This is a genomic window from Paraburkholderia ribeironis, from assembly GCF_900019265.1.
Taxonomy (GTDB): domain Bacteria; phylum Pseudomonadota; class Gammaproteobacteria; order Burkholderiales; family Burkholderiaceae; genus Paraburkholderia; species Paraburkholderia ribeironis.
On record NZ_CYGX02000047.1, the window covers coordinates 154,920 to 180,967 of the forward strand.

General features: G+C 63.0%; 26 protein-coding genes. 13 read left to right on the forward strand and 13 right to left on the reverse strand.

Features of this window, described 5'->3' with window-relative positions; all coding sequences use genetic code 11:
- The first annotated feature begins 9 nt into the window (after positions 1–9).
- The 9 genes from BN2475_RS21555 to BN2475_RS21595 all read left to right on the forward strand — a co-directional run bounded on the left by BN2475_RS21555 (position 10) and on the right by BN2475_RS21595 (position 7,616).
- On the forward strand, positions 10–570 hold the full coding sequence (locus BN2475_RS21555; RefSeq protein WP_094781518.1) for a TlpA family protein disulfide reductase: 561 nt from the start codon (positions 10–12) through the stop codon (positions 568–570).
- 194 nt (positions 571–764) lie between these two features.
- Positions 765–1,220: a type II 3-dehydroquinate dehydratase gene (gene aroQ, locus BN2475_RS21560; RefSeq protein WP_094781519.1), complete on the forward strand. Its 456-nt coding sequence runs from the start codon at positions 765–767 to the stop codon at positions 1,218–1,220.
- Positions 1,221–1,290: 70 nt separating this feature from the next.
- On the forward strand, positions 1,291–1,755 hold the full coding sequence (accB, locus tag BN2475_RS21565; protein ID WP_094781520.1) for an acetyl-CoA carboxylase biotin carboxyl carrier protein: 465 nt from the start codon (positions 1,291–1,293) through the stop codon (positions 1,753–1,755).
- A 117-nt stretch (positions 1,756–1,872) separates the two neighbouring features.
- Complete coding sequence (gene accC, locus BN2475_RS21570) at positions 1,873–3,240, forward strand: acetyl-CoA carboxylase biotin carboxylase subunit (RefSeq protein WP_094781521.1); 1,368 nt, start codon at positions 1,873–1,875, stop codon at positions 3,238–3,240.
- A 3-nt stretch (positions 3,241–3,243) separates the two neighbouring features.
- Complete coding sequence (gene prmA, locus BN2475_RS21575; protein ID WP_094781522.1) at positions 3,244–4,146, forward strand: 50S ribosomal protein L11 methyltransferase; 903 nt, start codon at positions 3,244–3,246, stop codon at positions 4,144–4,146.
- A 60-nt stretch (positions 4,147–4,206) separates the two neighbouring features.
- Positions 4,207–5,502 (forward strand): zinc-ribbon and DUF3426 domain-containing protein, encoded by a 1,296-nt coding sequence (locus BN2475_RS21580; protein ID WP_094781523.1) that lies wholly within the window; start codon positions 4,207–4,209, stop codon positions 5,500–5,502.
- A 76-nt stretch (positions 5,503–5,578) separates the two neighbouring features.
- Positions 5,579–6,079 carry a thiol peroxidase gene (gene tpx, locus BN2475_RS21585; protein WP_094781524.1) on the forward strand — a complete coding sequence of 167 codons (501 nt, stop codon included), beginning with the start codon at positions 5,579–5,581 and terminating at the stop codon, positions 6,077–6,079.
- A gap of 96 nt (positions 6,080–6,175) precedes the next feature.
- Positions 6,176–7,114: a carbohydrate kinase family protein gene (locus tag BN2475_RS21590; protein ID WP_094781525.1), complete on the forward strand. Its 939-nt coding sequence runs from the start codon at positions 6,176–6,178 to the stop codon at positions 7,112–7,114.
- Positions 7,115–7,139: 25 nt separating this feature from the next.
- On the forward strand, positions 7,140–7,616 hold the full coding sequence (locus BN2475_RS21595) for an outer membrane lipoprotein (protein ID WP_094781526.1): 477 nt from the start codon (positions 7,140–7,142) through the stop codon (positions 7,614–7,616).
- 268 nt (positions 7,617–7,884) lie between these two features.
- Here BN2475_RS21595 and BN2475_RS21600 read toward each other — a convergent pair whose 3' ends face one another.
- The 7 genes from BN2475_RS21600 to BN2475_RS21630 all read right to left on the reverse strand — a co-directional run bounded on the left by BN2475_RS21600 (position 7,885) and on the right by BN2475_RS21630 (position 16,212).
- Entirely contained in the window at positions 7,885–8,520 is a 636-nt protein-coding gene (locus BN2475_RS21600) for a histone H1-like repetitive region-containing protein (protein WP_094781588.1), read from the reverse strand.
- A gap of 31 nt (positions 8,521–8,551) precedes the next feature.
- Complete coding sequence (locus tag BN2475_RS21605) at positions 8,552–8,869, reverse strand: hypothetical protein (RefSeq protein ID WP_094781527.1); 318 nt, start codon at positions 8,867–8,869, stop codon at positions 8,552–8,554.
- An 86-nt stretch (positions 8,870–8,955) separates the two neighbouring features.
- Positions 8,956–10,191, reverse strand: coding sequence for a ribonucleotide-diphosphate reductase subunit beta (locus tag BN2475_RS21610; RefSeq protein ID WP_094781589.1), 1,236 nt, complete (start codon positions 10,189–10,191; stop codon positions 8,956–8,958).
- Positions 10,192–10,860: 669 nt separating this feature from the next.
- Positions 10,861–13,857 (reverse strand): ribonucleoside-diphosphate reductase subunit alpha, encoded by a 2,997-nt coding sequence (locus BN2475_RS21615; protein ID WP_094781528.1) that lies wholly within the window; start codon positions 13,855–13,857, stop codon positions 10,861–10,863.
- A gap of 531 nt (positions 13,858–14,388) precedes the next feature.
- Positions 14,389–14,985 (reverse strand): 1,6-anhydro-N-acetylmuramyl-L-alanine amidase AmpD, encoded by a 597-nt coding sequence (gene ampD / locus BN2475_RS21620; RefSeq protein ID WP_094781529.1) that lies wholly within the window; start codon positions 14,983–14,985, stop codon positions 14,389–14,391.
- Entirely contained in the window at positions 14,982–15,275 is a 294-nt protein-coding gene (locus BN2475_RS21625; RefSeq protein ID WP_094781530.1) for a PP0621 family protein, read from the reverse strand. The genes ampD and BN2475_RS21625 overlap by 4 nt, the downstream gene beginning before the upstream one ends.
- 10 nt (positions 15,276–15,285) lie before the next feature.
- Positions 15,286–16,212, reverse strand: coding sequence for a cytochrome C assembly family protein (locus BN2475_RS21630; RefSeq protein WP_094781531.1), 927 nt, complete (start codon positions 16,210–16,212; stop codon positions 15,286–15,288).
- Positions 16,213–16,292: 80 nt separating this feature from the next.
- Between BN2475_RS21630 and ffh the strand changes: the two genes are divergently transcribed.
- Both ffh and BN2475_RS21640 read left to right on the forward strand, forming a co-directional pair.
- Positions 16,293–17,660, forward strand: a complete 1,368-nt coding sequence (gene ffh, locus BN2475_RS21635) for a signal recognition particle protein (protein ID WP_094781532.1) — start codon at positions 16,293–16,295, stop codon at positions 17,658–17,660.
- A gap of 164 nt (positions 17,661–17,824) precedes the next feature.
- Positions 17,825–18,376: a hypoxanthine-guanine phosphoribosyltransferase gene (locus tag BN2475_RS21640; protein ID WP_094781533.1), complete on the forward strand. Its 552-nt coding sequence runs from the start codon at positions 17,825–17,827 to the stop codon at positions 18,374–18,376.
- Positions 18,377–18,573: 197 nt separating this feature from the next.
- On the opposite strand, the gene BN2475_RS21645 is transcribed toward BN2475_RS21640, so the two are convergent.
- The gene (locus BN2475_RS21645; RefSeq protein ID WP_094781534.1) at positions 18,574–19,173 is read right to left on the reverse strand and encodes a MarC family protein; all 600 of its coding nucleotides are present in this window, start codon (positions 19,171–19,173) and stop codon (positions 18,574–18,576) included.
- 12 nt (positions 19,174–19,185) lie between these two features.
- The gene (locus tag BN2475_RS21650; protein ID WP_094781535.1) at positions 19,186–20,922 is read right to left on the reverse strand and encodes a proline--tRNA ligase; all 1,737 of its coding nucleotides are present in this window, start codon (positions 20,920–20,922) and stop codon (positions 19,186–19,188) included.
- Positions 20,923–21,221: 299 nt separating this feature from the next.
- Between BN2475_RS21650 and BN2475_RS21655 the strand changes: the two genes are divergently transcribed.
- Positions 21,222–21,962, forward strand: coding sequence for an RNA pyrophosphohydrolase (locus BN2475_RS21655; protein ID WP_094781536.1), 741 nt, complete (start codon positions 21,222–21,224; stop codon positions 21,960–21,962).
- A 77-nt stretch (positions 21,963–22,039) separates the two neighbouring features.
- Positions 22,040–22,597, forward strand: a complete 558-nt coding sequence (locus BN2475_RS21660) for a CNP1-like family protein (protein ID WP_094781590.1) — start codon at positions 22,040–22,042, stop codon at positions 22,595–22,597.
- 116 nt (positions 22,598–22,713) lie between these two features.
- Here the strand turns inward: BN2475_RS21660 and proB are convergent, their stop codons facing one another.
- The 4 genes from proB to rplU form a co-directional block, all read right to left on the reverse strand.
- Positions 22,714–23,832: a glutamate 5-kinase gene (proB, locus tag BN2475_RS21665; RefSeq protein WP_094781537.1), complete on the reverse strand. Its 1,119-nt coding sequence runs from the start codon at positions 23,830–23,832 to the stop codon at positions 22,714–22,716.
- A 70-nt stretch (positions 23,833–23,902) separates the two neighbouring features.
- Positions 23,903–25,024 carry an Obg family GTPase CgtA gene (gene cgtA / locus BN2475_RS21670; protein ID WP_094781538.1) on the reverse strand — a complete coding sequence of 374 codons (1,122 nt, stop codon included), beginning with the start codon at positions 25,022–25,024 and terminating at the stop codon, positions 23,903–23,905.
- Between the two features lie 210 nt (positions 25,025–25,234).
- Complete coding sequence (gene rpmA / locus BN2475_RS21675; RefSeq protein ID WP_094781539.1) at positions 25,235–25,498, reverse strand: 50S ribosomal protein L27; 264 nt, start codon at positions 25,496–25,498, stop codon at positions 25,235–25,237.
- A gap of 25 nt (positions 25,499–25,523) precedes the next feature.
- On the reverse strand, positions 25,524–25,835 hold the full coding sequence (gene rplU / locus BN2475_RS21680; protein WP_007180329.1) for a 50S ribosomal protein L21: 312 nt from the start codon (positions 25,833–25,835) through the stop codon (positions 25,524–25,526).
- Positions 25,836–26,048: the final 213 nt, after the last annotated feature.

Here is a 26,048-nt window from a genome sequence, read left to right on the forward strand (position 1 = left end):
AGACAGACGATGAACACGAGACGGATTCTGGCAGGCGCGCTAGTCGCCATCGTTGCCGCGGGCGGCGGTGTGCTGGCCAATCATTGGCTCACTGGCGAATCCGAAGTCGCCCACGCGGCGCAGGCCGATTTGCACCAGAGCGTGCACCAGAGCGCGGTCGACCAGCTGTGGGCCGCGCCGGTCACCGACGTGAACGGCAAGGCGCAGTCGCTCAGCCTGCTCAAAGGCCACCCTATCGTCGTCAATTTCTGGGCGTCGTGGTGCGGACCATGTGTCGAGGAAATGCCGGCCCTCTCGCAACTGCAACGCGAGTATCAGAAGAAAGGAATCCAGTTCGTCGGACTTGGCGTCGATTCAGATAAGAACGTGCAGGCCTTTCTGCAAAAGGTGAAGGTCGCCTACCCGGTCTATGTCACCGGCTTCGGCGGCGCCGACCTCGCGCGTGCGTTCGGCAACAACGCGGGCGGACTGCCTTTCACCGTTGTAATCGACGCAAAAGGCAATATCCGCTCGACAAAATTAGGTCAGATCGACCCTGCCGCGCTCAGGCAGACGCTCGACGCGCTTTGACTTTCACATTCTTTTGACGCTCAATTCCGTGCGAAACGGGCAAAAATGCACGCAATTCGCACGATTTTGAGGGAAGATGGGCGCCCAGTGCGCCGGCGAATCGACATGCCGGCCGTTTCGTCCGCGCGGAAAACTAGACAAGTTTCTCTAATCAGCGCTAAAGTGCGCGCAATTCCACGGAAAAAGAAGCGACCATGACGCGACTGCTGGTACTGCACGGACCCAACCTCAATCTTCTCGGCACCCGGGAACCCGAGGTCTACGGTCGCGTGACCCTGCCGCAGATCGATCAGGCGCTAGCCGACCGCGCCGCGGACGCTGGCGTCGAACTCGCGTCGTTTCAGAGCAATCACGAAGGCGCTCTGGTCGATCGCATCCAATCCGCGCGGACTGAAAAAACCGATTTCATACTGATCAATCCCGCCGCGTACACGCACACCAGCGTGGCCATTCGGGATGCGCTGGCGGGGGTCGGCATTCCGTTCGTCGAGATTCATCTGTCGAACGTGCATCGTCGCGAACCGTTCCGGCATCATTCGTATTTCTCCGACCAGGCTGAGGGGGTGATTTGCGGCCTCGGCTGGAAGGGATATCTGTACGCACTCGAATTCGCGCTCGACCGGCTCGCCGCCGGCACGTCGCGCGGCTGAATCCAAACACGACTAATTTGAGCCGGATCTCGCACGTGCCGGCACACTACGCATTGAAAGGGGCTTCCTGATGGATCTACGTAAACTGAAAACTCTGATCGACCTCGTCTCGGAGTCCGGTATCTCCGAACTCGAAGTGACCGAGGGTGAGGGCAAGGTCCGCATCGTCAAGAATGTGCCGCCGGTTTACGTGCAACCGTCCGCCTCGTACGCGCCGCAATACGCGCAGCCGGCTCCGGCCATGGGCGCGGAAATGCCAGCCGTTGCCGCCCCGGCTGCGCCCGCCGTCGCCGCGCCGCAAGGCCACGTGGTGACCTCGCCGATGGTCGGCACGTTCTACCGCGCGCCATCGCCGGGCGCCGACCCGTTCGTCCAGGTGGGCGACACGGTCAAGGAAGGCCAGACGATCTGCATCATCGAAGCGATGAAGCTGCTCAACGAAATCGAGTCGGACAAGAGCGGCGTGGTCAAGGAAATCCTCGTCGAAAACGGCCAGGCGGTCGAATACGGCCAACCGCTGTTCGTGGTCGGCTAACGCGGCACGCAATGTTTGCCGCCCGCGCGCCGCTATTCAAAGAGGCGCGCGACCGATCCTCTGAGGCAGCCGGTGTCGTGATCGACCCGGCGCCCATTGATGAGTCGAAAATCCGCTATGTTTGAAAAAATCCTCATTGCCAATCGTGGCGAGATCGCGCTTCGTGTCCAGCGCGCCTGCCGCGAACTCGGCGTCAAGACGGTCGTCGTCTATTCGGAAGCCGACAAGGAAGCCAAGTACGTGAAGCTCGCCGACGAGGCGGTCTGCATCGGCCCGGCGCCGTCGAACCTGAGCTATCTGAACATGCCCGCGCTGATCAGCGCGGCTGAAGTGACCGACGCCGAAGCGATCCACCCCGGCTACGGCTTCCTGTCGGAGAATGCCGACTTTGCCGAACGCGTCGAGCAGTCCGGCTTCACCTTCATCGGCCCGCGCCCGGAGACGATCCGGATGATGGGCGACAAGGTCACGGCCAAGCAGACCATGATCAAGACCGGCGTGCCTTGCGTGCCGGGTTCGGAAGGCGCGTTGCCGGACGATCCGAAAGAGATCGTGAAGATTGCCCGCCAGATCGGCTATCCGGTCATCATCAAGGCCGCCGGCGGCGGCGGCGGCCGCGGCATGCGCGTGGTGCACACGGAAGCGGCGCTGGTCAACGCGGTCAACATGACCCGCGAAGAAGCCGGCCGTGCGTTCGGCAACCCGCAGGTCTACATGGAGAAATTCCTGGAGAACCCGCGGCACATCGAAATCCAGGTGCTGTCCGATTCGTTCAAGAACGCCGTCTGGCTCGGCGAACGCGATTGCTCGATGCAGCGCCGCCACCAGAAGGTGATCGAAGAAGCGCCGGCGCCGGGCATCGCGCGCCGCCTGATCGACCGCATCGGCGATCGTTGCGCGGACGCCTGCAAGAAGATGGGCTATCTGGGCGCGGGCACGTTCGAGTTCCTGTACGAAAACGGCGAGTTCTACTTCATCGAAATGAACACGCGCGTGCAGGTCGAGCACCCGGTGACCGAGCTGATCACGGGCATCGATATCGTGCAGGAACAGATCCGCATCGCGGCCGGCGAAAAGCTCGCATACCGTCAGCGCGACATCACGTTCCGCGGTCATGCGATCGAGTGCCGGATCAATGCCGAAGATCCGTTCAAGTTCATCCCGTCGCCGGGACGCCTGACGTCGTGGCATATGCCGGGCGGCCCTGGCATCCGCGTCGATTCGCACGCCTACAACGGCTATTTCGTGCCGCCGAACTATGATTCGATGATAGGCAAGCTGATCGCTTACGGCGTCACGCGCGAACAGGCGATCATGCGGATGCGCATCGCGTTGTCGGAGATGGTGGTGGAAGGCATTCAGACCAACATCCCGTTGCACCGCGAACTGATGCTGGACGCGAAGTTCGTCGAAGGCGGCACGAGTATTCACTACCTCGAAAACCGGTTGGCCGCGCGGCAGCAGGTCGCGCCGGAAGAAGTGTAAGTCATGAGTTATCGGGAATTGATCGCCGAGCTGGCACGCGAGCACGCGGAGGAGTTCTCCGACGCGTTGCTCGAGTTAGGCGCGTTGTCCGTATCGGTCGAAGACGCGGACGCCGACACGCCCGATGAGCAGCCGCTGTTCGGCGAGCCCGGTCTGACGCCGGATCGCACGGCGTGGCAGCGTTCGCGCGTGATCGCGCTGCTCGCTCCGGAACACGAGCCGGCGGTGCTGCTGACCGCCGCCGCGAACGAGGTCGGGCTGGCTGCCGCGCCGTCGTTCAGCGTGCGTGAAGTCGAAGAGCAGGACTGGGTACGGCTCACGCAGTCGCAATTCGATCCGATCAAGATCGGCGAACGCATCTGGGTCGTGCCGTCGTGGCACGATGCGCCGGACCCCGAAGCGTTGGTGCTGGAACTGGACCCGGGCCTCGCGTTCGGCACCGGCAGCCATCCCACCACGCGGCTGTGCATGGAATGGCTGGAGCAATCGGTGCAGGCCGGGCAGTCCGTGCTCGATTACGGTTGCGGCTCCGGCATTCTCGCGATCCTCGCGCAGAAGTGCGGCGCGAATCCGGTGTATGGCATCGACATCGATCCGCAAGCGGTCGAGTCGGCGCGTCACAACAGCGAGCGCAACCGCTCCCAGGTCACCTACGGTCTGCCTGACGAGTGTCCGACCGGCGAGTTCGACATCGTGGTGGCCAACATCCTGTCCAATCCGCTCAAGCTGATGGCGTCGATGCTCGCGTCGAAGGTCAAGCCGGGGGGCCGGATCGCGCTGTCCGGCATCCTGGCGCGGCAGGCGGACGAAGTCGCGCAGGTGTACGCGCGCTGGATCGATATCGGTGTATGGCGCGAACACGAAGGCTGGGTGTGCCTGACAGGGACGCGTCGCGAAAGCCATTAGAATAAGGCTTATCGACCCACCAACGGTCCAACCAACGGCCTTCCGGCTTTACCGCTCAATATGCTCCTGGCGACGCGTTGCCCCTTCTGCGAAACCGTCTTCCGTCTGCAACCGGCGCAGCTCGCGCAGCGCCGTGGCCTCGTGCGGTGCGGGCACTGTCACGAAGTATTCGACGCATCGAGCAGCCTGTTCGACATCACCGAAGGCGGCGATTTCTCCACCGCCAAACCGGTCGCCGCTGCGGCGGCGATCGAGGCGCTCTCGGGTGTACGTCAGAAAGGCCCCGACTTCAGCGCTGAAGCATGGGACCCGCGAGCGCCCACGCCCGACGCCGCCATCGATACCCGTCTGCGCCACAACGCCGGCAACGTGCCGCTCACACCTGTGTCCACCGACGCCGGCGTGGCGGTCACCCCACGCCAGGCCGCCGAGCGGGAATTGCCGGCTGGCGGTCCCGCCGCACCGCTGCCTCACGAGGCAGAACCGGCGCTGGCCGACGCGCCGCGCGGCTTCGCCGCGCGTCCGCCCGACAAGCCGCTCGAAGAGCCGCCCGTGGAAGCGCCGCGTGTCTGGCACAAGACCGAGCGCGCGTCCGAACCCGTGATGAACGAGCCCGTGCTCAATGAGCCAGCAGGCCTGCACGGCATCCCCGATAACGAACCGCGGTTCGGTCCCGCAGGCCTGGGCGCCGCGGCGGGTGCTGGTGCAGCGGCTGGCGTCGCCGCCGCGGGCGCGGGTGGCGCGGGGACCGGTGGTCCAGGCGCCGGCGGCCCGCCACCGATCGCGTCCAGCGGTGAGCCCTTCTCCGTCAACCCCGTGAACGATGGCGCCGATGCCTTCCCGGTGGTGCGCGAACCTCGCCCCGCCGAAGTACGGCGCATTGGCTGGCTGATAGCCGGGTCTGCCGTCGCCGTGCTGCTGGTCATCGTGCTGCTCGCGCAACTCGCGTGGTGGCAACGCGAAACCGTTCAGGTGTACTTCCCGCGCTCGCAGATTGTGTACGCGAAGGCTTGCGCGCAGCTCGGCTGCCAGATCACGCCGCCGCACGATATCGACGGATTGCAGGTCGAGCCGTCCGATCTGCGGCAGATCGACGGCCCGCACAAGCTCGAGCTGAGGATGCCGCTGCACAACCGCTTCAACGTTGCGCTGGCCTACCCGGCCATCGAACTCACGCTGCTCGACGACCACAACAACGTCGCCGTGCGGCGCGTGCTGTGGCCGCAAGATTACGTGCCGCCCGGCACGCTGATTTCGGCGGGTCTACCGGCGCACACGACCCAAACGATGATCGTGCATCTCGACACGGGCAATGCGGTCGCCTCCAATTTCCGCGTTCAGATTTTCTATCCGTAACGAACGCGCCCTCGCGCGTCCGGCATGAACGGACGCGTCCACTGTCATTACTGACGAATTTTCGGAGCACAACAACATGAGTCAAGTCACACTGGGTGGCAACGCGATCGAAGTCGCCGGAACGTTCCCGTCGGTGGGCCAGAGTGCTGCCGCTTTCTCGCTGGTCGGCAAGGATCTGAAGCCGGTGTCGCTCGCCGATTTCGCCGGCAAGCGCAAGGTGCTGAATATCGTGCCGAGCCTCGACACGCCGACCTGCGCGACGTCGACCCGCAAGTTCAACGAAGCTGCCGCGAAGCTCAGCAACACGGCCGTGATCGTCGTGTCGGGCGACCTGCCGTTCGCCGCGTCGCGCTTCTGCACGACCGAAGGCATCGAGAACGTCGTCACGGCCTCCACGTTCCGTGGCCATGAGTTCGCGCAAGCGTACGGTGTCGACATCGCGAGCGGCCCGCTGACCGGCCTGACGGCACGCGCGGTGGTGGTGATCGATGAGAACGACAAGGTCGTGCACGCCGAGCTGGTCGGCGAAATCAAGAACGAGCCGAACTACGACGCAGCACTCGCCGCGTTGAAGTAAAACCTTCGCGCACGAGCCCAGCGCCGCGCCTCATGCGCTGCGCTGTCGCATGGTCGCGCGCCATCTCTCAACCGCTTTTTTACAGGAACGCTCGCCTTGGCTACGCTCATTTGCGGCTCGCTCGCCTACGACAACATCATGACTTTCGAAGGGCGCTTCCGGGACCACATCCTGCCGGAGCAGGTCCACATCCTGAACGTCAGCTTCCTCGTGCCGACGATGCGCCGCGAGTTCGGCGGCTGCGCGGGCAACATCGCTTACGCACTGCACCTGCTGGGCGGCGACGCGCGCATCATGGGCACGCTCGGCTCGGTCGACGCGCAGCTCTACATGGACCGCTTCGCGCAGCTCGGCCTGTCGACGGAAAGCGTGCTGGTCGTGCCCGACGCGTACACGGCGCAAGCGATGATCACCACCGACCTGGAAAACAATCAGATCACCGCGTTCCATCCAGGCGCGATGATGCAGTCGCATCTGAACCGCGCCGATGAGGCCAAGGGCATCACGCTCGGCATCGTCGCGCCGGATGGCTATGACGGCATGATCCAGCATTCCGAACACCTGGCGGCCGCCGGCGTGCCCTTCATCTTCGATCCGGGCCAAGGTTTGCCGCTGTTCGACGGGGACACGCTGCGCCGCATGATTGAACTTGCCACGTATGTAGCTGTCAACGACTACGAAGCCCGGCTGGTGAGTGACAAGACCGGTTGGTCGATCGAAGAGATCGCGAGCAAGGTCGAAGCACTGATCATCACGCTCGGCGCACAGGGTGCACAGATCCATCACGCCGGGGGCATCGAAGAGATTCCGGCGGTCAGCGCGAGACAGGTGCTCGATCCGACAGGCTGCGGCGATGCGTTCCGCGGCGGCTTGCTGTACGGTATCGAGAACGGGCTCGGCTGGGCCACCACCGGCCGCCTGGCGAGTCTGATGGGCGCATTGAAGATCGAGCATCAGGGCCCGCAAAACTACGCGCCCAGCCGGGCGGATATCAACGAGCGGTTCAGGCAGGCATTCGGATACGCGCTGCCTTGATACACGGAGCTATGGGAGCTAGGCAATGAGAACAACGAGTCGCCTGATAGTGGCCACTTTGATCGCCGGTTCGCTGGCCATGTCGGGTTGTGCGATGAACAGCAGTTCTCCTGACGTTTTCACAGCGTCGCAGGCGCAGCGCGAACAAACGGTCCGCATGGCCACGGTCGAAAGCGTGCGCGGCGTGAGGATCAGTTCGAACGAAGGCCAGCCGAGCGGCCTCGGCGCGGTCGGCGGCGCCGCCCTCGGCGCCCTCGCGGGCAGCGCGATCGGCGGCGGGCGCGGCTCGATCGCCACGGGCATCGTCGGCGGCATAGGCGGCGCGGTTGCCGGTAATGCAGTCGAGAACCGCGTCGCGATGCGCGACGGCATCGAGATCACCGTGCGACTCGATAACGGCGACCTGCGCGCGATCACGCAAACCTCCACCGGCGAAATCTTCCGCGCCGGCGACCGCGTGCGGCTTCTCTCCAGCGGCGGCGTCACGCGCGTCACGCACTAGGTTTCCCCTCTCGCGCGGCTAGCTTACGCGCCGCCGCGACGACCTCACACGCATGCCCTCCCCTGTGCATGCGTGTTTTTTTATCTGCACCTCGCGAGCCGAAGCCTTCCCAAACGATCGCCGATCGACCGCACAAAAGGAAGTTGGGCAAAAAAAATCCCGTCGCCGGAAACCAGCAACGGGACACTGACCGGGTAGCACTCGACACTGCTTGAGCACCGCCCGATCGTCGAACACGCCATGCGACGTGTCGAAGTACTTCTACCGCTTACGGACGGCTGCCCGTCGGGAACGGCCATGCCGCTGCCGGGTTCAGCGCGGTCTTCACCGTCGCCGCCGGTGCGCTCGAAACAGCAGCCGCAGCGGGTGCAGGCGCAGCCTTCTTGGCGACAGCCTTCTTCGCAGGAGCAGCCTTCTTCGCAGGAGCAGCGGCCTTCTTCGCAGCAGCCTTCTTGGCAGGTGCAGCCTTTTTAGCAGCAGCCTTTTTCGCGGGCGCAGCCTTTTTAGCCGCGGCCTTTTTCGCCGGTGCAGCCTTTTTGGCAGCGGCCTTCTTCGCAGGAGCAGCCTTCTTCGCTGCTGCCTTCTTCGCCGGTGCTGCCTTCTTCGCTGCAACCTTCTTCACAGCGGCCTTTTTCGCCGGTGCTGCCTTCTTGGCCGGTGCAGCTTTCTTCGCTGCAACCTTCTTCACGGCGACTTTCTTGGCTGCGACTTTCTTCGCTGCAGCCTTCTTCGCCGGAGCAGCTTTCTTCGCCGCAGCCTTCTTCGCCGGAGCGGCCTTCTTCGCTGCGACCTTCTTCACTGCGACTTTCTTCGCCGGAGCGGCCTTCTTAGCCGGAGCAGCCTTCTTTGCCGCGGTCTTCTTCGCTGCGGGCTTCTTGGCGGCGGCTTTCTTTGCAGTTGCCATCATTTTCTCCTTCAGGTTTTTCAGATGAGAGTCAGTTCAAACTACACCCTTCGTCAAAACCCGCTTCCCGCGGACGCTTCTCAGGGCGCGCGCTACGAAGCGGGCTATTCATCGGCGTACGCGGGTGCTGCGCGCTTACGCTAATGAATGCGGTAAGGCGCGCCGTGCCCCAAGGCACCGCGCGCCAAATCTGGTCGACGTTGAATCTCAACGCCGGCAATTGCTTGATCGAGCCGCCGGCAATCACGCCAGCGGCTTTTTCCGGGGGGAAGTCTGCCCATCCCACTGAAGGGTCCGCAAAGTGCCTGTCATGTTTGTGGGCCGCTAAGGCACCGGGCACGCTTTGCATCAGGCCGTTCTGCTCCTAACCAAAATTGCCGCGACCGAAGCCAGCGGCATCCCCATCGATGATTGCATCTGCGACACGAACCCGGATCACTCCCAGGTCAGCGCACCGCCAGTTTGATATTCGATCACTCGCGTCTCGAAGAAATTGCGTTCCTTCTTCAGGTCGATCATCTCGCTCATCCACGGGAACGGGTTTTCCTCGTTCGGGTACAGCGGATCGAGACCGATCTGCTGGCAACGGCGGTTGCAGATGAAGCGCAGATAGCTCTTGAACATCGACGCGTTGAGGCCGAGCACCCCGCGCGGCATCGTATCTTCCGCGTAGCGATATTCGAGTTCGACCGCCTGCTGGAAGATCGCGCGAATTTCGGCGCGGAACTCAGCGGTCCAGAGTTGCGGGTTTTCGAGTTTGATCTGGTTGATCAGGTCGATGCCGAAGTTGCAGTGCATCGACTCGTCGCGCAGGATGTACTGGTACTGTTCCGCCGCGCCGGTCATCTTGTTCTGGCGGCCGAGCGCCAGGATTTGCGTAAAGCCGACGTAGAAGAACAGACCTTCCATCACACAGGCGAACACGATCAGCGAGCGCAGCAGGGTCTGGTCTGCCTCGAGCGTACCGGTCTTGAAGGCCGGGTCGGTCAGCACGTGGATGTACGGAATCAGGAATTCGTCTTTCGCGCGGATCGAGGGGACCTCGTGATACGCGTTGAAGATTTCGCCCTCGTCGAGGCCCAGCGATTCGACGATGTACTGGTAAGCGTGCGTGTGGATCGCCTCTTCGAACGCCTGGCGCAGCAGGAACTGGCGGCATTCGGGCGCCGTGATGTGGCGATAGGTGCCCAGCACGATATTGTTGGCGGCCAGCGAGTCGGCCGTCACGAAGAAACCCAGGTTGCGCTTGACAATGCGGCGCTCGTCTTCGGTCAGCCCGTTCGGGTCTTTCCACAAGGCGATGTCGCGCGACATGTTCACTTCCTGCGGCATCCAGTGGTTGGCGCAACCAGCCAGATACTTTTCCCAGGCCCACTTGTACTTGAACGGCACCAACTGATTGACGTCGGTCTGGCCGTTGATGATGCGCTTGTCGGCAACGTTGACCCGCGCTTCTGAAACGGCAGCCGTTCCACCAGCAGCGTGGGCAACATGAGCGACGGGAGCGACAGCGATGTCGTTCGCGAAGACTTCTTGAGCCGAGGGAGCATGAGGAGCGGAACGCGTTCCGATTTGCGAACCGACAGCCGATCCCGCAGCGTTGCGCAACACGTTCTGTTGCGTAGCGCTCGACGGAGTTACGGCAGTGATCTCGTCATCCCAGTTGAGCATAAATGTCACCATCAATTTAGAACGGTTTGTACCATCTTTTCACGAGCGATAAAAGAGTTCGCCGATGAAAAATCCTGTTTTCGATTCGCGTTGCTACGTTCATACAACACTTTGTTCAACCGACTGTGTATGACGCTTCGAGTGAAGCGTGTTGAACGTGTGTCGTCGAGGTGCTTCGCGAGCTCGAAGAGCAACATGTCGAAGCGACATTGCGCTGCTCCATCTATCTGTATTGCGCAGCGTGTTTTGCAGTCTCTTGCAATTGCCGACTGCTGCCTCGCTTAGCGCATCGCGTTGGACCGCGTTCGCCGTGTCGCCAGCGTGAGCGAGGTGAAGTTCAAACTCATGTCGAGCGATGCATGCGGCTGGCCATGTCGATCGGTGCATCGATCAAAGCGTTTGCTGTGCGCGCCGTATCGCGCGCTTCGCCTGGTGTTGCCGACTGCTGAGTGCCGATCTACCGCTGGCCTGTCGCGTCATGACTTCAGTTGCTTGCATTGCAGCACTGCTGTCGATGAGCGGTGAGACTGCGATCTCTTCATCCGCTTCGGTCTCGCTCACCGCTCATCGGTTCACTTCTGCTTCATCTCTATCAGTGCGCGGATCGCTGCATGCGGGTGATTACCTACCACCCGTTAGCAAGCAGCGATCCCGCTCTTTGCTGCGTGCTTACTGGCAAGCCTCGCACTCTTCGAAACCCGGATCGCCCGGACGCATCATGCACACCGGACCATCCGCTTCCGGCGCTGTCTCGACTGCCACTGCAGGCGCTGCTGCAGCCGCCTGGAAGCCGCCTGAAGCCGCACCGCCGCTCGCGCCGAAGCCACCCGCCGCGCCGCCTGCAGCACCGCCCGAACCTTCGCCGCCACCCGAGCTCACCGCGTTCAGCGCGCCGTGCGCCACTGTCGATTTCTCGACGTGCGTCGCCGCCATCGTGCGCAGGTAGTAGGTCGTCTTCAGACCGCGCACCCATGCGAGCTTGTAGATCTCGTCGAGCTTCTTACCCGATGCGCCGCCCATGTAGATGTTCAGCGACTGCGCCTGATCGATCCACTTCTGACGACGCGCGGCCGCCTCGACCAGCCACACCGGATCGAGTTCGAACGCGGTGGCGTAGATCGCGCGCAGGTCGGCCGGGATACGGTCGATGCGCGAGAGCGTGCCGTCGAAGTACTTCAGGTCGGCGACCATCACTTCGTCCCACAGGCCGCGCGCCTTCAGGTCGCGCACCAGGTAGTCGTTGACCACCGTGAACTCGCCCGACAGGTTCGACTTCACATACAGGTTCTGGAACGTCGGCTCGATGCAAGCCGACACGCCGATGATGTTCGAGATGGTCGCCGTCGGTGCGATGGCGACGCAGTTCGAGTTACGCATACCGTAGGTGGCGATGCGCGAACGCAGTTCGGTCCAGTCCATCGACTCGCTCGAATCGACCTCGACATAACCGCCGCGCGCTTCGGCCAGCAGCTTCACCGAGTCTTGCGGGAGAATGCCGCGATCCCACAGCGAGCCGCGGTAGCTCGAGTAGCGGCCGCGCTCCTGCGCCAGTTCGGTCGACGCGTAGTAAGCGTAGTAGCACACGGCTTCCATCGACGTGTCGGCGAACGCGACGGCCTCCTGCGACGCGTACGGCGTGCGCAGCAGATGCAGGCAGTCCTGGAAGCCCATGATGCCGAGGCCGACCGGACGGTGCTTCAGGTTCGAGTTACGGGCCTTGGCGACCGCGTAGTAGTTGATGTCGATCACGTTGTCGAGCATGCGCATCGCCACGCTGACGGTGCGCTTGAGCTTGTCGTGGTCGAGCACCAGCGTGCCGTCCGCCTGTTCCTTCAGGTGCGCGACGAGGTTCACCGAGCCCAGGTTGCAGACGGCGATTTCGGCGTCGCTGGTGTTCAGCGTGATTTCCGTGCACAGGTTCGACGAGTGGACGACACCGACGTGCTGTTGCGGCGAGCGCACATTGCACGGATCCTTGAACGTGATCCACGGGTGGCCGGTTTCGAACAGCATGCCCAGCATCTTGCGCCACAGTTGGGCCGCCGGAATTCTCTTGAATAGCTTGAGCTCGCCGCGCGCAACCTTGTCTTCGTAAGCCGTGTAAGCCGCTTCGAACTCGGCGCCGAACTTGTCGTGCAGGTCCGGGCAGGTGGACGGCGAGAACAGCGTCCAGTCGCCGCCTTCCATCACCCGCTTCATGAACAGGTCGGGAATCCAGTTCGCCGTGTTCATGTCGTGCGTGCGACGACGGTCGTCGCCGGTGTTCTTGCGCAGCTCGAGGAATTCCTCGATGTCCAGGTGCCACGTTTCCAGGTACGCGCACACCGCGCCCTTGCGTTTGCCGCCCTGGTTCACGGCGACTGCCGTGTCGTTGACGACCTTCAGGAACGGCACGACGCCTTGCGACTTGCCGTTGGTACCCTTGATGTGCGAGCCGAGCGCGCGCACACGCGTCCAGTCGTTGCCCAGGCCGCCGGCGAACTTCGACAGCAGGGCGTTTTCCTTCAGCGCTTCGTAGATGCCGTCGAGGTCGTCGTCGACCGTGGTCAGATAGCACGACGACAGTTGCGAGCGGCGGGTGCCCGAGTTGAACAACGTCGGCGTGGACGACATGAAGTCGAAGCTCGACAGCACGTTGTAAAACTCGATTGCGCGCGCTTCACGATCGATCTCGTTCAACGCCAGGCCCATTGCAACACGCATAAAGAATGCCTGCGGCATTTCGATACGCACGTTGTCGTGATGCAGGAAGTAGCGGTCGTACAGCGTTTGCAGACCGAGGTAGCCGAATTGCAAATCGCGGTTGCTGTCGAGCGCGGCGCCCAGACGCTTCAGGTCGAACTGCAGCAGCTTGTCGTCGAGCAGCTCGGCTTGCACGCCGCGCTTGATGAACTGCGGGAAGTACTCGGCATAGCGCTCGCCCATTTCGGCTTGCGTGACTTCTTCTTCGAGGATCTCGCGGCGGATTGTGTGCAGCAGGATGCGCGAGGTGACCTGGCTGTACGCCGGGTCCTTTTCGATCATCGTGCGCGCAGCGAGGATCGCCGAGTCGTAGACCTGGCTCATCGGCACGCCGTCGTACAGGTTCTTCACCGTTTCCGCGACGATCGGCTCGGCGCTCACGGCGTCGCCCAGGTTCGCGCACGCGGATTCGATGATGCCGCGCAGTGCAGCCAGATCGAGCGGACGGGTGACGCCGTTGTCGGTGACGTTCAGACCCGGCGTGCTGGCTGCTGCCTGTTCATCATGGCCGCGCGCCTGCGTGCGCTTCTCGCGATACAGCACGTACGCACGCGCGACGTTGTGTTCGCCGCCGCGCATCAGCGCGAGTTCGACCTGATCCTGGATGTCTTCGATATGGAACGTGCCGCCGTTCGGACGGCTGCGCAACAGTGCGCGCACCACGTTCTGCGTAAGTTGCTCGACCAGTTCGCGCACACGCGCCGACGCCGCGCCTTGACCACCGTTGACGGCCAGAAATGCCTTCGTCACGGCGATGGCGATTTTCGACGGTTCAAACGACACCACGCTGCCATTGCGACGGATCACCTTGTAGTCGGCGTAAGTGGTTTGCGACGCGAGCGACTGTGCGCCCTCTGTCTGGCCGAAGGCCTGGCCAGTCGGTGAGCCCTCATACCGGGTCGTCACGTTGTCGGTGGTTTGCATGTGCAAAGCTCCTGGTCTTGGAAATGTTGCGGCGAGTACCGCGGATTAAAACGAACGCTGCGCCGTCGCGTGCGCGAGCGATGGGGTGCGGGAAAAGGACCGGCTGAGCCGGTTGGCGGGATGCGACTGCGATGAAGCCTGGTTCGAATTGATGACGGTCTTCTTCTTGTGTGTCGCGATCACTTGCTATGCCCTTTTCCCGAATGCTGCTGGATGCTGCCGGAGGTCTCTACCGGCCGCGCCGCAGGAATATTTTTCGCTGCCTGGAATGCTTGCGGCGCCATGCTCGAAGAGCGGGGCGCCGCTTGACAACACACCTGGTAATGCACCTAGTAATGCACATCAGTAACACAAGATGTAGTGCGGAACTGAATTTCAGGCACCAAGTATAGTGGAGATTCGAGGCAGGTCAAATCGATTTATTTGCCGTCTCGGGGTTGACTTTTCACATCGCGCGCTGCGAAGCGATCTCCCGGAGAACGAGGCTGCGCCTCGTTCTCCTCGCATCACGCGAAGTCGCGCGAAGGGTCGTTACGGCGTTTTGGAAAACTTGAGATAGGGGAAATACCGATCGGCGAGCGACGTGTCGTTTTGCAGACGCTGCCATTCGAAATGAGGCCCTGGATCGGTCTTGCGGCCGGGGGCGATATCGGCATGACCGGCCAGCGCTTCGACCGGATAGCGTGCCTTCAGCGCGCTCACCAGCGCACCGAGCGTGCGGTATTGCGCCGCTTCGAAGGCAACGACGTCGCTGCCCTCCAGCTCGATGCCGATCGAAAAATCATTGCAGCGCTCGCGGCCGAAAAAATTCGACGGCCCCGCGTGCCACGCGCGCTCGTTGCACGACACAAACTGTTCGAGCGCGCCGTCGCGATGAATCACGAAGTGCGCCGATACCCGCACGCCGCGCAGGTGCGAGTCGTAGTACGGGTGAGCATCGCAGTCGAGTGTGTTCTGGAACAGTTCGGCGATCGCCGTGCCGCCGAACTGATTGGGCGGCAAGCTGATGTTATGGATCACGATCAGCGTCGGCACGGCCCCGGCGGGCCGCGCTTCAAAATTCGGCGATGGCAGCTTGCGTGCAGCGGCGACCCAACCGTCGGCATCGACGGCGAACTCGACGCTCATCGAGCGTCGCGGCCCGCGGGACGCGCGCCGTGACGCTGCGCATGCGCGGCGCAGCAGAACAGTTGCCCCGCCACCACCACGGAGTCGCTCTTCGGCGCATGCACGCCGCACTCGACACAACGGATCATCGGCTCGGCGAGGTGCGGGGTGTCGGCAGGACGCGCACCGCCACTGGTGCCATTGGCGTCCTTGCCGGTGCGTTGCGCGGTTTGCGCGTCGTGACGGCGCAGCGCCTTCACCAGCCATTGGCCGACGATGAACAACAGGATCAGCAAAAATATTTGTCGCATGGGGACACGCTCACACTACGGCACGGTGCAACAGCACCTCAAAAACGAAACGGCTGCCGACGTACGCCAGCAATAGCGCGACGAACGACGCCAGCACCCAGCGCAAAGCCGCGCGGCCGCGCCAGCCGGACACCTTGCGCGCCGTCAGCAGCGCGCCGAACATCACCCACGAAAGAATTGCGAAGACGGTCTTGTGATCGAGCCGCAACGCGCGGTCGACCAGTTGCTCGCTGAACAGGATGCCCGACGCGAGCGTCAGCGTCAGCAGCACAAAACCCGCGCCGATCAAACGGAACAGCAGCTTCTCGAGGGTCAGCAGCGGCGGCAGCGTATCGAGCCAGCTCGACAGCCAGCCGTTGCCCGCCGCGGCCGCGTGCCGCTGCGCGAGGCCGCCGCGCATCGCGTGCAGGCGCCGCTCGACGAGCAGCATCAGAATGGCGTGCAGCGCCGCGATCGCAAAGAGACCATAGGCGATGTTGGCGATCAGGAAGTGCAGCTTGAACAGCGGCGCGGCCGAATAGGGCAGCACGCGCACGCCGCCAAACGCGAGCGGCAGCAGGCACGCGACGCACGCGAGCGGCAAGACCAGCAGGCGCAGGCCGTCGAGCGGAAAGAAAAAACTCTCGATCCAGTAGATGCCGGCGCCGAGCCAGAACATGGCCGACAGCGCGAACGCGAATCCGAACACCATCGCGTTCTGCGGGAAGATGGTGGTATGCAGTAACACGCCGTGCGCGAGCAGCGCGACGAACAGCAACGCGCGACCCGAGGCGCTCATCCCCGAAGCGGCCGAAGCGCCCGACATGCCCGCTGCGGCGGGCACCGGCGGCACACTCTCGAGCATGGGGTGCAGCGCGGCGTGCCGGTGCGAACGCCAGCCGGCCACGGCGAGACCGCCGTAGAGGAGCGCAGTGAGGGCATACAGTACAATATCCATGTTCGAAGTTTACACTAGGCCCCTGCTCCGCGACGTCCCCACTTCGCGCGCCGCCCGGGCCGCACTGTTCATCGCTCCCCATGCTCGACAATCTGACTCAACGGATGGCGCGCGTCGTCAAGACGCTGCGCGGCGAAGCCCGGCTCACCGAGGCGAACACCCAGGAAATGCTGCGCGAGGTGCGCCTCGCGCTGCTCGAGGCCGACGTGGCGCTGCCCGTCGTGCGCGAGTTCGTCGCCAAGGTGAAAGAAAAGGCGCTCGGCGAGGAAGTCCTCAGCAGCCTGTCGCCGGGTCAGGCGCTGGTCGGCGTGGTGCAGCGCGAGCTGACCGCGGTGATCGGCGGCGACTACGAAGGCAAGGCCTCCGAGCTGAATCTCGCCGTCACGCCGCCGGCCGTCGTCCTGATGGCGGGTCTGCAAGGCGCGGGCAAGACCACCACGGTCGGCAAGCTCGCCAAGCTGCTGCGCGAGAAATACAGGAAGAAGGTCCTGACCGTTTCGTGCGACGTCTACCGCCCCGCTGCGATCGCGCAATTGAAGACGGTGACCGAGCAGGTCGGCGCGGACTTCTTCCCGTCGGAACCGGATCAGAAGCCGGTCGACATCGCACGCGCCGCCGTCGATTGGGCCAAGCGCCACTACCATGACGTGCTGCTCGTCGACACGGCCGGCCGCCTCGGTATCGACGAAGCGATGATGCAGGAAATCACCGCGCTGCATAGCACGCTGAAACCGGCGGAAACGCTGTTCGTCGTCGACGCGATGCTCGGCCAGGACGCGGTGAACACCGCCAAGGCCTTCAGCGACGCACTGCCACTCACCGGTGTGGTCCTCACCAAGCTCGACGGTGACTCGCGCGGTGGCGCGGCGTTGTCCGTGCGTCACGTGACGGGCAAACCGATCAAGTTCGTCGGCGTCGCGGAAAAACTCGACGGCCTCGAAGTGTTCTACCCGGATCGCATGGCGAACCGGATTCTCGGCATGGGCGACATTCTCGCGCTCGTCGAAGAAGCGCAGCGCGGCGTCGACGTGCAAGCCGCGCAGAAGCTCGCCGACAAGGTCAAGAAAGGCGGCGACTTCGACCTCAACGATTTCCGCGCGCAGCTCACGCAAATGAAGGGCATGGGCGGGCTGTCGTCGCTGATGGACAAGCTGCCCGCGCAGTTCCAGCAGGCCGCCGCCGGCGCCGACATGGGCCAGGCCGAAAAACAGATGCGCCGCATGGAAGGCATTATCAATTCGATGACGCCGCAGGAGCGCGCCAAGCCGGAGCTGATCAAGGCGACCCGCAAGCGCCGCATCGCTGCGGGCGCGGGCGTGCAGGTGCAGGAAGTCAACCGCATGCTGAACCAGTACGACCAGATGCGCACGATGATGAAAAAGCTCAAGGGTGGCAATCTGCAAAAGATGATGCGTGGCATGAAGGGCATGTTGCCCGGCATGCGCTAAGCTTGAACGGGATGGCGCGTGGGTTGGCGCAGGAACCGAGCAACGCGCGGCTGACATAGGGTTCGTGCGGGTTTATTCTGTACCGCGCGCCGCCGTTTCCCAAGGGGACTTCCTTCGGGACGTTCCCACCACACTATGTATACAGTTACCGCCCGTCAGACGTCATGAACCGCGAAGAAGCTCTCCATATTTTTAGCCACTCCGAAGAAATCGTTTCGGCCGACGACGTCAACGCGTCGATCAGCGGCATGGCGGCTGCCATCCGCGACGAGATGAGCGAGGACTTCCCGCTTGTGCTGTCGGTGATGGGCGGCGCCGCGGTGTTCACCGGCATGCTGCTGCCACACCTCGATTTCCCGCTCGAGTTCGACTACATCCACCTGACCCGCTATCGCAACACCACCAAGGGTGGCAACGAGATGCAATGGCGCGTGGCGCCGGCCGAGTCGGTGAAGGATCGCGTCGTGCTGGTGCTCGACGACATCCTCGACGAAGGCGAGACGATGGCCGCGATTCGCGACCGCATTCTCGCGATGGGCGCCAAACGCTTCCTGAGCGCGGTCCTGTGCGAAAAGATCATTGCGAAGGCCAAGCCGCTTCGCCCGGATTACTGCGGCTTCGAAGTACCGGACCGCTATGTGTTCGGCTGCGGGATGGATGCGCGGGGTTACTGGCGTAACCTGCCGACTATCCGCGCGCTGACCGAAGGGCCTTGAGCCGCCTTCGAAGCGGCGGCTCTCACGGCGGCATGTGTCGGTAGGGAAATTGGTGAAAAAATGGCGGCCCACGTGGGCCGCCATTTTTATTGGCTGCGTGTTGTTGCTGCGTGCTATTGGCTGCGTGTTGTTGGCTGGCTGCGCTTATGAGAGGCATGGTTCGGCAGAACATCGCTCGCCGCCGCCCAGCGTCGCCATCACAGATGATGCACAAAAGACCGGATACCGCCGAGCACCATCTCCACCGCGATCGCCACCATCACCAGGCCCATCAATCGCTCGAAGGCTGCCATCGTGCGTTCGCCGAGCCACGCCTGAATGCGTTCGGCCAGCATCAGCACGATCGCGCAGACGATCATCGTGACCGTCAGCGCGCCGATCCATTCGAACGTCTTGCCTGGCGCCTGCGACGTCAGCAGCATCACCGTCGCCAGCGCCGATGGACCCGCCAGCGCCGGAATGGCGAGCGGCACGATCAGCGGCTCGCCGCCACGCGCGTCGCCGCCGAACGGACCGTCCGGGTGCGGGAATACCATTCTCAACGCGATCAGAAACAGCACGATTCCGCCGCCGATACGCAACGACTGATCGCTCAGGCTCATCATGCGCAGAAAGCCCTGCCCCAACACCATGAACGTCAACAGGATCGCAAACGCGATCGCCACCTCGCGGAGAATGACGATCGTGCGACGCTCGGGCGACACGTTGCGCAGGCAGCTGACGAAGATCGGAATATTGCCGAGCGGGTCGGTGATCAGAATCAGCAGGACGGTCGCGGACAGGAAGGTGTTCTCCACCGCCCGCTCCGCTTAGTGCGCTAACGCCGCGCGCACTTTGCCGATCACCGCCTGGGCGGCTTCGTCCACCGGCAGCAGCGTCGCTTCGGCGTCGCGGCGGCCCTGGTATTCGAGCTTGCCTTCCTTGAGCCCGCGCTCGCCGATCACCAGACGATGCGGCACGCCGATCAGCTCCCAGTCGGCGAACATCACGCCGGGACGCTCGCCGCGATCGTCGAGGATCACATCGACGCCCGCCTCGACCAGTTCCGCGTACAGCTTGTCGGCCTGCTCGCGCACCGCTTCGCTGCGGTCATAGCCCATCGGGCACAGCACGACTTCGAACGGCGCGATCGACTCCGGCCAGATGATGCCCCTGTCGTCGAAATTCTGTTCGATCGCGGCGCCGAGAATACGCGTGATGCCGATACCGTAGCAGCCCATTTCCATCGGCTGCGGCTTGCCGGTCTCGTCGAGGCAGTTCGCGTTCAGCGCTTGCGAATACTTGGTGCCGAGCTGGAACACGTGGCCCACTTCGATGCCGCGGCAGATGTCGATCACGCCCTTGCCATCCGGCGACGGATCGCCCTTCTTCACGTTGCGAATGTCGGCGACGAGCGGTTCCGGCAGATCGCGGCCCCAGTTCACACCGGTGGTGTGATAGTCGACTTCGTTCGAGCCGACTACGAAGTCGCTCATGTTCGCGACCGTGCGATCCGCGACGACCTTGACCGGCTTCTTCGTGTTGATCGGACCGAGATAACCCGGCGGCGTACCGAAGGTCTCGATGATCTCGGCTTCGGTCGCCATGCGGAAGTCGGCCAGACCGGGCAGGTTGCCCGCCTTGATCTCGTTCAGATCGTGATCGCCGCGCAGCATCAGCAACCAGATGGTCGGCTCGGCGCCGTCGTTTTCCGTGGCGAGGACGATCGACTTGATCGTGCGTTCGAGCGGAATGTTCAGCAGCTCGGCGACGGCCTCGCACTTCGCCTTGCCGGGCGTGGCGGTCTTCGTCATCGGCTCGGCCGGCGCGGCGCGTTGCGCGTATAGCGGCAGCGCTTCAGCGGCTTCGACGTTCGCCGCGAAATCGGAGGTCGGGCAATACGCGATCGCGTCTTCACCGGTGTCGGCGATCACATGAAATTCGTGCGAGCCGCTGCCGCCGATCGAGCCGTTGTCCGCCGCCACCGCGCGGAAGTCCAGACCGAGGCGTGTGAAGATCCGTACGTACGCGTCATACATCTTGCGATACGACTCGCGTAGACCTTCCGCGTCCTTGTCGAACGAGTACGCGTCTTTCATGATGAACTCACGACCGCGCATCACGCCGAAACGCGGACGGATCTCGTCGCGGAACTTCGTCTGAATCTGATAGAAGTTGACCGGCAACTGGCGATAACTCTTGATCTGGTTACGCGCGATATCGGTGACCACTTCTTCGTGCGTCGGTCCGATCACGAAATCGGATTGCTTGCGGTCCTTGAAGCGCAGCAGTTCCGGGCCGTATTTCTCCCAGCGGCCCGATTCCTGCCACAACTCGGCCGGCTGCACGGCTGGCATCAACAGCTCGATCCCGTCCGCCCGATTCATTTCCTCGCGCACGATGGCTTCCACCTTGCGGATCGAACGCAGGCCGATCGGCAGGTAGTTATAAATGCCGCCGGCGACGCGGCGAATCATGCCAGCGCGCACCATGAGCTTGTGGCTGACGATCTCCGCGTCGGCGGGAGCTTCTTTCAGGGTGCCGATAAAGAAACGGGAAGCTTTCATTCAGATTTTCCAAAAGCGGCGGCTCCGGAGGGACCGCCCGAAAGGTGAAACGATAGGGAAATCGACACAGATCCGGCGCTTGGCCGGCACCGTCGCCCGGCCAGCGGCTGCGCTGCCCGATCGCGGCACCGAAGCCGCCGCGCAAAGCCTTTGCACATGGGATAGGGCACGAAAAAGCTGACAGGCTACCGCAAACACGGGCTTTCGCGGCGATTCGTTCCATTCTGGCGCGATTCGGTGCGTCGGGTCCGTTATCTGTTTATAATCAAAGCAATTTTAAAGGATTCGAAGGTGGTTGTATGCTGGATCGTGAAGGCTTTCGCCCGAACGTCGGCATCATCCTCTTGAACGCGCACAACGAGGTGTTTTGGGGCAAACGGCTCCGTGAACATTCCTGGCAGTTTCCGCAAGGGGGCATCAAGTACGGCGAGACCCCCGTGCAAGCGATGTATCGGGAGTTACACGAAGAAACCGGGCTGCTTCCTGAGCACGTCAAGGTGATCGGTCGCACGCGCGACTGGTTGCGTTACGAGGTGCCTGACAAGTTCATCAAGCGCGAGGTACGCGGTCATTACCGCGGCCAGAAACAAATCTGGTTTTTGCTCCGGATGGTGGGACGCGACTGCGACATCTGCTTGCGCGCCACCGACCACCCTGAGTTCGATGCGTGGCGCTGGAACGAGTACTGGGTGCCGCTCGACTGTGTGATCGAGTTCAAGCGGGATGTGTATCAGTTGGCGCTAACGGAGCTATCCCGTTTCATGCGCCGGACTGCGCCGCGTGCGGAAAAACCTGGCTGGCACCATGGGTCGCGTTATCCCCGGATAGCGTCGTCGATGGAAAGTCCGCCGGATTCCACGGTAATGACGGCGACTTCCATGACCGCCGTCAGCATCGAAACATCGGTTCGCGTCGCGATCGCATCCGATTGCGGTCCGGGTTCGGGGTCAGCGGTCGAAAGGCGCGCCGAGCCGGAAACCGAACACGAATCGGCTAGCGAAACCGCCGGCTCAATGCTGCGCCCGGGCGTGCGCAATTAACAACTCTGTGCGGGCTGTCCATGCCGCCTCTACTGGCGCGGCTCGAGGAGCCGCGCCAGTGTTTCGAGGAAATCATATTGAAAGCATTTGCAATCGTCGTGGCGTGCGTCGCCACCGGCGCCCTGCTGGCTGGTTGTTCGAGCGCCGGCAAACCCACCAATAAAGACGACAGCGCGTTTACCTACCTGCTGGATCGCAAGAGCAACTGGGTCGAAAACACGGTGGACACGCTGCCGCCGCTGCCGCAAGATTCGACGCTGCTGCCTTTCGAAGTCTCGGGCAACACGCCGCTGCAATTCGCGATCGATCGGAACTCTCTCACCGTCGGCACCGACGGCGTAGTTCGCTATACCGTGGTCGTGACGAGTCCGAGCGGCGCGCGCAACATCAACTACGAAGGGATTCGCTGCGACACCTATGAGTGGCGTCTGTATGCGGGGTTGAATGCGGATCACGACGGCTGGGACAGAACGGTCGCGAACGATTTCACGCGCATCGAGAACGGCGCGCTGAATGCCTATCATGCGGCGCTTTATCAGGATTATCTGTGCGCGAACAAGTTGCCCGCAACCAACGCGAAACAGATGATCGAGAACATCCGCTACAAGCGCACCGCGACTTCGTTGATTCACTGACGCGGTTTTCGCGAGCATGCTGGGCATGCTGAACACGTCGCGGACATGAAAAAGCCGTTCCAGCCGCTGCTGGAACGGCTTTTTTTACAGGCCGTGCGTGCGTGCCGGTCGGCGAATCAGACCAGCACCAGGTTGTCGCGATGGATCAACTCGGGCTCCAGCATGTAGCCGAGCACCGATTCGATTTCGCCGCTCGGACGCCGCTGAATCAGCTTGGTTTCAGCACTGCTGTAGTTCGTCAGGCCGCGCGCCACTTCCCGCCCTGCCACGCTCAGGCAGGCAATCACCTCGCCGCGCGCAAACGCGCCCTGCACGCCGACAATGCCGATAGGCAGCAAGCTCTTGCCGCCTTCAGTCAGCTTTTCAACCGCGCCGTCATCGATCACTACGTGGCCACGCACCTGCAGATGATCGGCCATCCACTGCTTGCGCGCCGCCATCCGTGCGGTGCGCGCGATCAACTGCGTGCCGATCAGCTCGCCTGACGCGAGGCGCGCCAGCACTCCCGCTTCGCGACCGCTCGCGATCACCGTATTCGCGCCGCTGTGAGCCGCGCGCTTGGCGGCGAGAATCTTGGTCAGCATGCCGCCGCGACCGAGGCTCGAGCCCGCACCGCCGGCCATCGCCTCGAGTTCCGGCGCACCGGCGTCGGCCTGCTGAACCAGTGTGGCGTTCGGGTCCTTGCGCGGGTCGGCGGTGAACAGGCCTTGCTGATCGGTCAGGATGACGAGCGCGTCGCCTTCGATCAGGTTGGCGACCAGCGCGCCCAGCGTGTCGTTGTCGCCGAATTTGATTTCATCGGTGACGACCGTGTCGTTTTCGTTGATGATCGGCACCACGCCCAGGCGCAACAGCGTGAGCAACGTGGAGCGCGCGTTCAGGTAGCGTTCGCGGTCGGCCAGGTCGCCGTGCGTCAGCAGAATCTGCGCGGTCTGGATGGAATGCTCGGCAAAGCGGCTTTCGTACACCTGCGCAAGCCCCATTTGACCGACGGCCGCAGCCGCCTGCAACTCGTCGATCTCGCGCGGCCGTTTGGTCCAGCCGAGCCGTTGCATGCCCTCGGCGATGGCGCCCGAGCTGACCAGCACCACTTCCTTGCCTTGCCCGCGCAGGGCAGCAATCTGCGCGGCCCAGCGGCCGATCGCCGCATGATCGAGGCCGCGCCCGTCATTCGTGACGAGGCTCGAGCCGACTTTCACTACCAATCGCCGTGAATCTGCGATGACGGAACGCATTGTGCGCGGTCTCCCAAGATGACGCGTGATGCATGCCGGCAGCCCGCCCGGGCGCCGGCGCGCGAGCCTTTTATTCCTGCGGGTCGGCGCTCGATTCGTCAGCGGCGGCCGATGCTGCCGGCCGCTCGCGAAAACGCACGTCGGCGGCGAGATCTTCGGCTTCCGCCGCACGGTGCGCATCCGAATGCGCGGCGATGTAATCGAACACCGCGTAGCACAGGTTTTCGCAACCCTGACCCGTCAGAGCCGAGATTTCGAACACCGGCCCGTCCCAGCCAAAACCTTCGAGGAAGGCCGACACGCGCGCTTCACGCTCGTCTTCGGCCACCATGTCGAGCTTGTTCAACACGAGCCAGCGCGGCTTCTCGTACAGCAGTTGGTCGTACTTGCGCAGTTCGTTGACGATCGCCTTGGCTTCCGCGACCGGATCGACCGCCTCGTCGAACGGCGCGAGGTCGATGATGTGCAGCAACAGGCCGGTGCGCTGCAGATGGCGCAGGAACTGGTGACCGAGGCCGGCGCCTTCCGCCGCGCCTTCGATCAACCCGGGAATGTCGGCAATCACGAAGCTGCGACTCGGCCCGACGCGCACCACGCCGAGATTCGGCGCGAGCGTGGTGAACGGGTAATCGGCGATCTTCGGCTTCGCGTTCGACACTGATGAGATAAAGGTCGACTTGCCGGCGTTCGGCATGCCGAGCAGGCCGACGTCGGCCAGCACTTTCAGCTCGAGGCGCACCATGCGGCGCTCGCCCGGCTTGCCGTCGGTCTTCTGACGCGGCGCGCGGTTCGTGCTGGATTTGAAATGCAGGTTACCGAGACCGCCCGCGCCGCCCTGCGCGATCTGCACCGTCTGGTTGTGTTCGGTCAGATCGGCGATCAGCTCGCCGGTTTCCATGTCGGTGATGGTGGTGCCAACCGGCATGCGCAGCGTGATGTCGTCGCCGCCCTTGCCGTAGCAGTCTGAGCCGCGGCCGTTTTCGCCGTTGCGCGCAAGGTGTTTTTTCGCGTAACGGTAGTCGATCAGCGTGTTGATATTGCGGTCCGCAACCGCGAGCACGCTGCCGCCCCGGCCGCCGTCGCCGCCATCCGGACCGCCGAACGGAACGAATTTCTCGCGGCGCATCGACGCGCTGCCATCCCCTCCGTCGCCGGCGATGACTTCAATCCTCGCTTCGTCAATGAACTTCATGCGTAACTCCGTCCCGTGGTGTACTGCCAGATTTGATGCTATCCGATGCTGTTATTTTGCCGCGTGCGCCGCGCGTTGATCAATCGACCAAACGGGATAGCGAGGCCGCGTGAACGACTGATCGCCAACCGGCGCAAACGCGGCAATAAAAAAAGCCCCGCTAACTTCGCGGGGCCTTTTTCCGGTCCTGAAGCCCGTGCCTGACTAAACTCAGACTGCTGCCGGGACGACGGAAACCGTGTGCTTCTTCGCTGCGCCTTTCGTCGAGAACTGGACGTGGCCGTCCTTCAGCGCGAACAAGGTGTGATCCTTGCCCATACCGACGTTGTCACCAGGGTGCATACGCGTGCCGCGTTGACGCACGATGATGCCGCCAGCGTTGATAGCCTGACCGCCGTAAACCTTCACGCCGAGACGCTTCGATTCAGAGTCGCGGCCGTTGCGGGATGATCCGCCTGCCTTTTTGTGTGCCATTTGATTTGCTCCTTAACCGCTGCGCTTACGCGTTGATCGCGTCGATGCGCAGTTCGGTATAGTTCTGGCGGTGGCCGCCATGCTTCTGGTAGTGCTTCCGGCGACGCATCTTGAAGATGGTCACTTTTGCGTGACGACCTTGCGACACGACGGTAGCCTTGACGGAAGCCCCACTGACCAGCGGCGTACCGAACTTAATCGATTCGCCTTCGCCCACTGCGAGAACCTGGTCGAGCGTGATTTCAGCGTCAATGTCTGCCGGTATCTGTTCTACTTTAAGTTTTTCGCCGACGGCAACTTTATACTGCTTGCCACCGGTTTTTATGACCGCGTACATTGAGAACCTCACTCTGTGTTCATTTTTCCCACGCACAGCGCGCGGAAACCCGTGATTATACATAGAGTTAGCTGCTCGGTCAAAACTCGTTGAGAGGCGCCGCGCGCAGCACCCGGCGCCCGGCCGCACAGCCACGGCTCAGCCGTGTGCCGCAGCCCGGAACGCGCCGCACCGCAGCCTGCGACCCGGAACTGCCGCGATTCGCCTTATAAT